The organism is Bradyrhizobium australiense (assembly GCF_013114825.1).
Taxonomy (GTDB): domain Bacteria; phylum Pseudomonadota; class Alphaproteobacteria; order Rhizobiales; family Xanthobacteraceae; genus Bradyrhizobium; species Bradyrhizobium australiense.
This window is the reverse complement of the sequence record NZ_JAAVLX010000008.1, coordinates 351,877-359,727: the sequence shown is the minus strand read 5'-3', so window position 1 is coordinate 359,727 and position 7,851 is coordinate 351,877. Positions and strand designations below refer to the sequence as shown.

Sequence of the window (7,851 nt, the reverse complement as noted above, 5' to 3'; positions counted from 1 at the left end):
CAAAGTGCAGCAGCGACTGGTGTTGTGCCGCCGTGCGCGCTGGAGCCGTCCGCGCCGCCATCGGCTCAACGCTTTTGCGTTCCCCGGGCAGCATCAGACCCATGCAATAGTCGCGCAGCGGTCTCGTCCGCTCCACGTGACCGATCACGCTTCCAAGTCCGGCTACATACTCCGCAAACCGCGCTTCGCTATCTCCACCCTGATCGAGATTCATCTGGCCCTCCGCGCGCCAAATATTGAATCTCCACAATTACTTGATTCTCAGCCTCAATGACTGCGACCGTCTGACTCAGTACGATTAGGCGAAGCCGTAACCCGCCGCCGACGTGACTGTCCGATTGGCGGATTACGCAAACGCTAATCCGCCCTGCGAAGTTCACAAGTTCGCTTACGTCGCCTTGTTCTGCTGCTTCATAAACTCCGTCGCGCGCTTCTTGAGTTCAGCCGGTGGTACGTCCTCGATATGGGTGCCGATGTGCCACTGGTTGCCGGCCGGGTCCTTCACACTGCCGCTGCGATCGCCATAAAATTGATCCGCGGGCTCCATCACCGATGTCGCGCCGGCCTTAAGCGCCTTCTGATAAACTGCATCGACGTCGGGCACGTAGAGAGACAGCATGGTGGATGTTGCTTGTGCACGCTCAGAGGCGTCGGAAATCATCACGATGGAATTTCCGATTTTGAACTCCGCATGCATGACCTTGCCGTCGGGCCGCATCATCGGCTCGAATACCGGTTGCGCTCCGAAGGCCTCTTTCATGAAGCGAATGATCTTCTCCGCCCCATCGACGACGAGATAAGGCGTGACGGTGTGATATCCCTCGGGAACCGGCTTTACTTGTGTTGCCATGGCTGTCTCCTCTGGTTTGATGGACTTGATCCATGCAGGACGGCCCAGCCCGCTTCTTGTTTGCCCGGGATTGTCGATCCGGTCTTTGAATAAAGTATGGCGGCCGTAGTGCGCGCTCGGCGTTTCAACTGGTGGTTCTAACCCGGCAAGAGAGGAACAAAATCGTATTCGCCGACCCCTTGCAGAACCAGGAAGGTGAGCGACTTCGTGCCAGCGTTGGTCACCAGATGCGGTCGCGTGGGCCGGACGACATAGACTTCGCCGGGCTTCAAATTCACCTCCTCTTTCGGGTCCTGCAGGAACAGCCTCATGCAGCCTTCCAGAACGTAAAAAGTATCGGAGACATTGGTGTGGGTGTGCCACGGCACCTTCTGGGTTGCAGAGAGCTGCAACTCCATGATGCGAAAGCCGGGGCGCGCGGCGTGCTCGGCGCGACGCTCGACTTCGTAAAGGTGACTGGCATCCTTGACGGGCTGCGGCTGGTTCATGACGGCCTCCCTCGGATCATCCCCATCGCGTGGCGATGGCGCGCGATGATAGCCTTACCCTGCTATTGACGAAACGGTCAGGCGAGGTCCGCAGGGCGGGTTAGCGTCGTCAGCGTAAGCCGCCATCTCTGGTCGGCAGTCACTACGGTGGATTGCGGCTTCCGGCTACGGCCGACGCGTTCACTCCTCGTCGTCCCTTATGCGCTGCTCGCCCTCGCGCAGCCGCTGCGCGATGGCGGTTCGCCTGGGTATCAGCGCGGCTTCGTCGGCGAGCCGCTGCGCAAGATCGGAATGATATTGTTGCACGACATCGAGCACTGCCTCCTTGGCGAGCCGGCGATGGTACTCGGCCAGGAATCTGTGCAGGTCAGCGAGCTGTTCGTCGTCCATAGCTAATCGCGCCTCAGCCGCGATGGCCAGATTATACCGCAACCTGTTGATCCCACACCAGCTTGCACCGTCCCGGTGCCAGTGAGTTCCACAAATCCGGCCGTGGCAGAGGGGGCCGGCGCGGCACGTTCAAGTCGACGGCTTACCGCCCGTTAACCACCTGTTAACCATGCGCGCTTAGCCTTGGGTCACTATCCGGTCACCATCAGCCGATTCCAGCGCGGTTCGTTCGAGGAGAACAGCCGATGTCCGTTGAGATTCTGACCTATGCAGCCCTGGGCGCCCGCCTGAATATCTCGGCAGCGGCCGCCCGCTCGCTTGCCAGGCGGCTCCAGTTGCCGCGCTCGCTTTCCGATGATGGGAAGGCCCTGGTGAGCGTTGATCTCGCCGAAGTCAGGCATACGCCACAGCCACCGGCCGGTCACCGGGCGGGCGAGGCCGCTCAGTTGAGGGCACTCGTTGTGACGCTGCAGTCGGAAGTCGCGCAGCTTGAGGCCAGGGCAGCCGGTTATCGCGCAGATTTCGAGCACGAACGCGAGCGCGTCGATCGCCTGATGGCTGAGCTGCTACAGGCGACGGCCGAGACCACAGCCGCCAGCGAGGCGAAGGCGCGGCTTGAGGGGGAGGTGGCAGCTCTCCGGACCGCTCTCCGAACTAGCAGTTCGAACGAGAATCACGGACATTCTGCGCGCCGGGTGGGGCATCTGGCTGCGAGCTTGGTGGAAGCAGACCGCAAGGCTGCTCGTGGGTAACAAATCTCTTCCTATTCCGCGGTTTGGCGGAGCAACCGTGGGGCAAAAATGGGTGGCACCGATATTCGCGAGTTGAGGGCGCGCATTATCGTGTTCGGGGTGGGCGGTGCCGGCGGCAATGCCGTCAACAACATGATCGACGCGGGGCTTGAGGGCGTCGAGTTCATCGTTGCCAATACCGACGCCCAGGCGCTCACCAGTTCGAAGGCCAGGCGCGTCATCCAGATGGGCACGCAGGTGACCGGAGGCCTTGGCGCCGGCGCCCAGCCCGACGTGGGGCGCGCCGCGGCGGAAGAGACGACCGACGAGATCCGCGATCATCTGACCGGCGCGCATATGGTGTTCATCACCGCCGGCATGGGCGGCGGCACCGGCACGGGGGCGGCGCCCGTCGTCGCCAAGATCGCGCGTGAGCTTGGCATTCTGACCATCGGCGTCGTCACCAAGCCGTTCCAGTTCGAGGGCCAGCGCCGCATGCGTTATGCCGAAGCGGGCATTGCGGAACTCTTGAAGGCGGTGGACACGCTTCTGATCATCCCGAACCAGAACCTGTTCCGGGTAGCCAACGAGAAGACCTCCTTTGCCGATGCGTTCGCCATCGCCGACCAGGTGCTTTATTCGGGCGTGGCCTGCATCAGCGACCTCATCGTCAAGGAAGGTCTGATCAATCTCGATTTTGCCGACGTGCTCTCGGTGATGCGTGAAAAGGGCAAGGCGATGATGGGTAGGGGCGAGGCTTCCGGTGAGAAGCGCGTGCTCAACGCTGCGGTAGCCGCGATCTCCAACCCGTTGATCGAAAATCCCTCGATCAAGCGCGCCAGCGGCCTCATCGTTTCCATTACCGGCGGCCGCGATCTGACGCTGTTCGAGGTCGACGAAGCCGCCACCCGCATTCGCGACGAGGCCGATCAGGACGCCAACATCATCGTCGGCGCGACCTTCGATGCCAGCCTTGAAGGCATTGTCCGCGTTTCGGTGGTGGCGACCGGCATTGACAATCTCGCCGCGTCGGACCAGACGCACGCCGCGGAAGGCCTGCTTACGGACCTCGCCGGCCGGCTGAGCAACGACAGGCGCCGCGTCGCCGAGCGTAGCATACCGCCGCCGCAATTCGCCAATCCCCCGTCGCTCATCCCGCCGCCGCGCCACCTCGAAGGACGGCCGCCGATCGCCGAGCAGGCGCGGCATGCGGCTCCGCAGCGCCTCGATCCGTACGGCCGCGCTTCTCCCGCGCGCAATCCGGCCGAGGAAAAAGTTCTGGATATCCCGGCCTTTCTGGGCGGCAAGGGCAACTGACCCGTCGCAAGAGCCAACTCGCTTCAAGGTAGTAGATCGCCGCGACGCGACTTCAACAAAGCCCGTCGTCGGGGCACCCCGGCGATGCCGGAAGATCTAATGCCTAAAATCGGTCCTATACTTTCCATCCTCCAGCCTTGCTTTGGTCAAAACGGCGGTAGGGAGTGTCTAGAATACGACGACCGTCCATTCAGGTGATCGCAAACCGGGCAGGAGGCGCTCATGGATACCGCGGTGAATACCAGGTCAACCGATCCACGCGATGTTAATCCGGGACTGTCCACGCAAGACATCGAACTTGTCGCGCGCGCCGATGAACGGCTCGCTCAAGCTTATGAAAAGATCGCCCGCGCGGATGAAGAGCTCGCGCGTTTCAATGAACAGATTTCCAAGCTGGAGAAGAAGTCCGTGAACAGGTTTCGTCGGCCATCGCATGGCAGGCCGGCGCTGCGCGGCATGATCGGCTTGCTGTTGACAGCAGGCATCTGTACCGCTGCTTTCGCTTGGCAGTCCCATAGCGAGACGGCCAGGCTGATGATCTCCCGGTGGGCACCGCAACTGGCTGCGGCTTCGTTGCCGTCGGAAACACCGAAGCTCGCCCAGCAGAGCGAGCCTACCGTTCAGGTGGCTGCGGCGGATTCAGCAGGTTCGCAATTACCACCTCCGTCTCAGACCGCACCGCAAGAGGCGGCAGCCGCCCCGATCCCTCCCGAGGTGACACAGTTGCTCCAAACGATGTCCCATGATCTTGCAAACATGCAGCAGGAGATCGAGCAGCTCAAGGCCGGGCAGGAAGGATTGGTTCGCGAAAATGCCAGGACCGCCGAACAGCTCAAGACGAACCAGGAGCAAATGGCGCGCTTGATCGCCACCGCCGCCGCGCAGAAGCCGCGGCCCGGAACATCAGCGACGACATCAACTAATCCGCCACCGCCGCTCGCCGCCATGCCGTCGCGTAAGCCCGCGTCGACGCTTCCGCCGACCCAAGCCAGAGCGCAAGCGCGGGCGCCGATGCCGTTGCAGTCCGGACAACAGTAATTTCGCCGGCGGTGGCCGAAGGGTATTGTCCTTTTGGCCGGCAGAGCGGACAATCCAGCAGTTGGAAGTCGGGCAGGGCATGTGCGCTCCGCCCAGGTCATCTGGACAACTTGTTCCACGAAGGCGCGATAGCATCGTTCACTTCGATCCAAACTAGCGGACGGCGCCTTCGTTTCTTGTATGGCTGACCGCACGATCATGAAGAACTTGCTGCTGCTCGTGCTCTCCATGGTTGCCGTCGCACGGGAAGCGACGGCGCAGGACACCGAATGCGTCCGCGAACGCGCCGCCATGGTGGAAAACATCCGGACCTACGCCCGGTCTGACGCCAGTGTTTTGGGACAGCAGGGCCTCTCGGAGAGCGTGCTTGAGGCCATGGGGCGAACGAAACGCCATCTGTTCATCCCTGAGCGGTCTTGCTCCATCGCATACGCGGACAGCCCGGTTTCGATCGGCCAAGGCCAGACCATATCGCAGCCGTTCATCGTGGCCTTGATGACAGAGTTGGCCGCGGTCGCGCCCGATCATGTTGTGCTCGAGGTCGGTACGGGTTCGGGCTATCAGGCGGCCATCCTTGCGCATCTGGCGCGGAAGGTCTGCACGGTCGAGATCATCCCGTCATTGGCCGAGGCCGCCGCGAAAACACTCAAAGAGCTCGCGTATGACAACGTGAGCGTCAGGCTGGGCGACGGCTATGCAGGCTGGCCCGAATGCGGTCCGTTTGACGCCATCGTCGTAACCGCCGCGCTCGGGCAGGTACCGCCACCGCTGATCGAGCAGCTTAAAGTGGGGGGCCGGCTCGTCATGCCGGTGGGGGCCGCTTACACTACCCAGCATCTGACGGTTGTCGAGAAAATCGCTCCCGACCAGACGACGACGCGCGCCGTCGCCCTCGTTCGCTTTGTGCCTTTTACCCGTTCAAAAGATTAAAAGCCGTATGGCGGCTACCTCGAAAAATCAAAGATAGAAAAGCAGGGAGGAGGTCATGAGCGCTGCAAGGTTAAAACATTACGGCTGGGGCCGCGAAGACGAAGGCATGACTGCCGAGGAGCAGGCCTTTGTGCTCGACCGTTATCGGGCAAAATTTGCGCGCGATACATTTGAGACAAAGGTCGTCCCGCGTCTCGATGACCTGACATTGCGCGCGCCGCGCGTGGTGCCACCGGCCTCGCTGGCCGCTTTTTGCACGAGCGAACGATACGATCGCGTCGCGCACGCTTACGGCAAATCCTATCCAGACTACGTGCGAGCCATGCTCGGCGAATACGGCAACGCACCCGACGTGGTCGCCTATCCACGGAACGAAGCGGAGATTTCCGCCGTGATGGACTGGGCCGGCGGTGTCAGCGCGTCGCTTACGCCGTTCGGGGGCGGTTCAAGCGTCTGCGGCGGTGTCGAGCCGCGCGTTGACGGTATCAGCTATAAAGCGGCCGTCACACTCGACTTGCGCAATCTCGGCAAGGTCGTCGAGGTGGATCAGATATCGCGCGCCGCACTGATCGAAGGTGGTGCCTTTGGTCCATCTCTGGAGAACCAGCTTAAGTCGTATGGCGTCACGTTGCGTCATTTTCCGCAGAGTTTCGAGTATTCAACCCTTGGCGGCTGGATCGCCACGCGATCCGGCGGTCATTTCGCCAGTCTCTATACGCACATCGACGATTTCGTTGAAAACCTGCGGGTCGTGACGCCGCGCGGTATAATGGAAACACGTCGCTTGCCGGGATCGGGTGCTGGACCGAGCCCCGACCGCATGTTCATAGGCTCCGAAGGAACGCTCGGGGTGATTTCGCGCGCCTGGATGCGATTGCAGCCACGCCCGAAATTCCGTGCTGGCGCATCGGTTCGTTTCCACTCGTTCTTCGGTGCGGCCCGCGCTCTGCGCATGATCGCACAGGCCGGCCTCTATCCATCGAACTGCCGCATCCTTGATGCGCAAGAGGCATTCAACACCGGGGCAGCCGATGGCAGCATCGCGATTATGGTGCTCGGCTTTGAATCGGGCGACCATTCGTTGGACGCTTGGATGGCACGCGCGCTCGAATGCTGCGCCGACCATGGTGGAATACCGGAGGCGGAAAAGGCCGGCGATGCACATCTCGAAGGCGCGGCAGGAATCTGGCGCAACGCATTCATTCGTATGCCCTATGCGCGCGAGTTTCTGACCCCGGCCGGTCTCATCAACGACACCTTCGAGACCGCCATCACCTGGGATCGGTTCGAAACTTTCCACGACAAAGTGAAGGCGGCGACGGAGCGCGCGATCCTCGAGACGACTGGCGTAAAGGGCGAGGTCACATGCCGCTTCACCCATGTCTATCCTGACGGGCCCGCACCATATTTTTCCTTCCATGCACTCGGCCGCCACGGTGCCCTTCTGGAACAGTGGCAGGCGATCAAGAACGCGGCCAGCGATGCGCTGATTGAGGCGGGCGGGACGATCACGCATCATCACGCCGTTGGCCGTGATCACCGGCCTTGGTACGATCGTCAGCGCCCGGAGCTTTTCGCGACAGCGCTTCGGGCCGCAAAAAGAGAGCTCGATCCGCAAGGCATGCTCAACCCTGGAGTGCTCATCGATCCGTAAGGCTGATCGGCCGCGCCAGCAGGGCTGTGTCGAACAATTGCCATTTGCTGCGGTGCGCGAGCCCATTGTTTGGGCCGACGCGTTCAGAGACCTGCCCAGCAGCGGCGCCGTACCGGCGAAGCGACGATGCGGCGCATCGCGACTTCAAACCGGCTCGGGCAAGACGTCATCTTGTTTGCATGCGACGGTAGTCAGGCTGATCGGCCCAGAGCATGAGCTTTCGTGACTGATACGAAGACATGGCCCGCAAGAAGTAAAGTCGGGCACTCTGCACACGAACTTAGGATTCTGCTCGGACGTCAAACGGTCGTCCTCCGTCACGAGGCGCGAAACAGCCATACGATCTCCACAGAACATCAAATCAAGGGGGGTGGTCGAGGCCGAGGTATTCCGCAACACGAAAACGAGCAGCCAACCTATCCGCACTGCGGCTGGACGAAGAAATAGTCCCCT

9 protein-coding genes are annotated in these 7,851 nt (G+C 61.6%); 5 read left to right on the top strand and 4 right to left on the bottom strand.

From position 1 onward, the window contains the following. The 4 genes from HCN58_RS25855 to HCN58_RS25840 all read right to left on the bottom strand — a co-directional run. A partial coding sequence (locus tag HCN58_RS25855; RefSeq protein ID WP_171582183.1) for a transposase occupies positions 1 to 214 on the bottom strand: 214 nt, incomplete at its 3' end. 174 nt (positions 215 to 388) lie between these two features. Beyond that, positions 389 to 850 (bottom strand): VOC family protein, encoded by a 462-nt coding sequence (locus HCN58_RS25850; protein ID WP_171582182.1) that lies wholly within the window; start codon positions 848 to 850, stop codon positions 389 to 391. A gap of 137 nt (positions 851 to 987) precedes the next feature. Continuing rightward, positions 988 to 1,338, bottom strand: coding sequence for a cupin domain-containing protein (locus HCN58_RS25845; RefSeq protein ID WP_171582181.1), 351 nt, complete (start codon positions 1,336 to 1,338; stop codon positions 988 to 990). Between the two features lie 180 nt (positions 1,339 to 1,518). Beyond that, positions 1,519 to 1,728 (bottom strand): hypothetical protein, encoded by a 210-nt coding sequence (locus HCN58_RS25840; protein WP_171582180.1) that lies wholly within the window; start codon positions 1,726 to 1,728, stop codon positions 1,519 to 1,521. A 245-nt stretch (positions 1,729 to 1,973) separates the two neighbouring features. On the opposite strand from HCN58_RS25840, the gene HCN58_RS25835 reads away from it, so the two are divergent. From HCN58_RS25835 to HCN58_RS25815, 5 genes are all read left to right on the top strand, one after another. After that, positions 1,974 to 2,480: a CCDC90 family protein gene (locus HCN58_RS25835; protein WP_171582179.1), complete on the top strand. Its 507-nt coding sequence runs from the start codon at positions 1,974 to 1,976 to the stop codon at positions 2,478 to 2,480. Between the two features lie 48 nt (positions 2,481 to 2,528). Continuing rightward, complete coding sequence (ftsZ, locus tag HCN58_RS25830) at positions 2,529 to 3,776, top strand: cell division protein FtsZ (RefSeq protein WP_171582178.1); 1,248 nt, start codon at positions 2,529 to 2,531, stop codon at positions 3,774 to 3,776. A gap of 222 nt (positions 3,777 to 3,998) precedes the next feature. After that, positions 3,999 to 4,814, top strand: coding sequence for a hypothetical protein (locus tag HCN58_RS25825; protein WP_171582177.1), 816 nt, complete (start codon positions 3,999 to 4,001; stop codon positions 4,812 to 4,814). Between the two features lie 180 nt (positions 4,815 to 4,994). Then, positions 4,995 to 5,744 (top strand): protein-L-isoaspartate(D-aspartate) O-methyltransferase, encoded by a 750-nt coding sequence (locus HCN58_RS25820; RefSeq protein WP_235983871.1) that lies wholly within the window; start codon positions 4,995 to 4,997, stop codon positions 5,742 to 5,744. A 55-nt stretch (positions 5,745 to 5,799) separates the two neighbouring features. Further along, a complete protein-coding gene (locus tag HCN58_RS25815) occupies positions 5,800 to 7,398 on the top strand; it encodes an FAD-binding oxidoreductase (protein WP_171582176.1) in 1,599 nt (532 codons plus the stop codon). Positions 7,399 to 7,851: the final 453 nt, after the last annotated feature.

Coding starts and splice junctions, on each gene's coding strand:
- HCN58_RS25850 (WP_171582182.1), bottom strand. CDS start 850: ATGGCAACACAAGTAAAGCCGGTTCCCGAGGGATATCACACCGTCACG.
- HCN58_RS25845 (WP_171582181.1), bottom strand. CDS start 1,338: ATGAACCAGCCGCAGCCCGTCAAGGATGCCAGTCACCTTTACGAAGTC.
- ftsZ (WP_171582178.1), top strand. CDS start 2,529: ATGGGTGGCACCGATATTCGCGAGTTGAGGGCGCGCATTATCGTGTTC.
- HCN58_RS25840 (WP_171582180.1), bottom strand. CDS start 1,728: ATGGACGACGAACAGCTCGCTGACCTGCACAGATTCCTGGCCGAGTAC.
- HCN58_RS25815 (WP_171582176.1), top strand. CDS start 5,800: ATGAGCGCTGCAAGGTTAAAACATTACGGCTGGGGCCGCGAAGACGAA.
- HCN58_RS25825 (WP_171582177.1), top strand. CDS start 3,999: ATGGATACCGCGGTGAATACCAGGTCAACCGATCCACGCGATGTTAAT.
- HCN58_RS25835 (WP_171582179.1), top strand. CDS start 1,974: ATGTCCGTTGAGATTCTGACCTATGCAGCCCTGGGCGCCCGCCTGAAT.
- HCN58_RS25820 (WP_235983871.1), top strand. CDS start 4,995: ATGGCTGACCGCACGATCATGAAGAACTTGCTGCTGCTCGTGCTCTCC.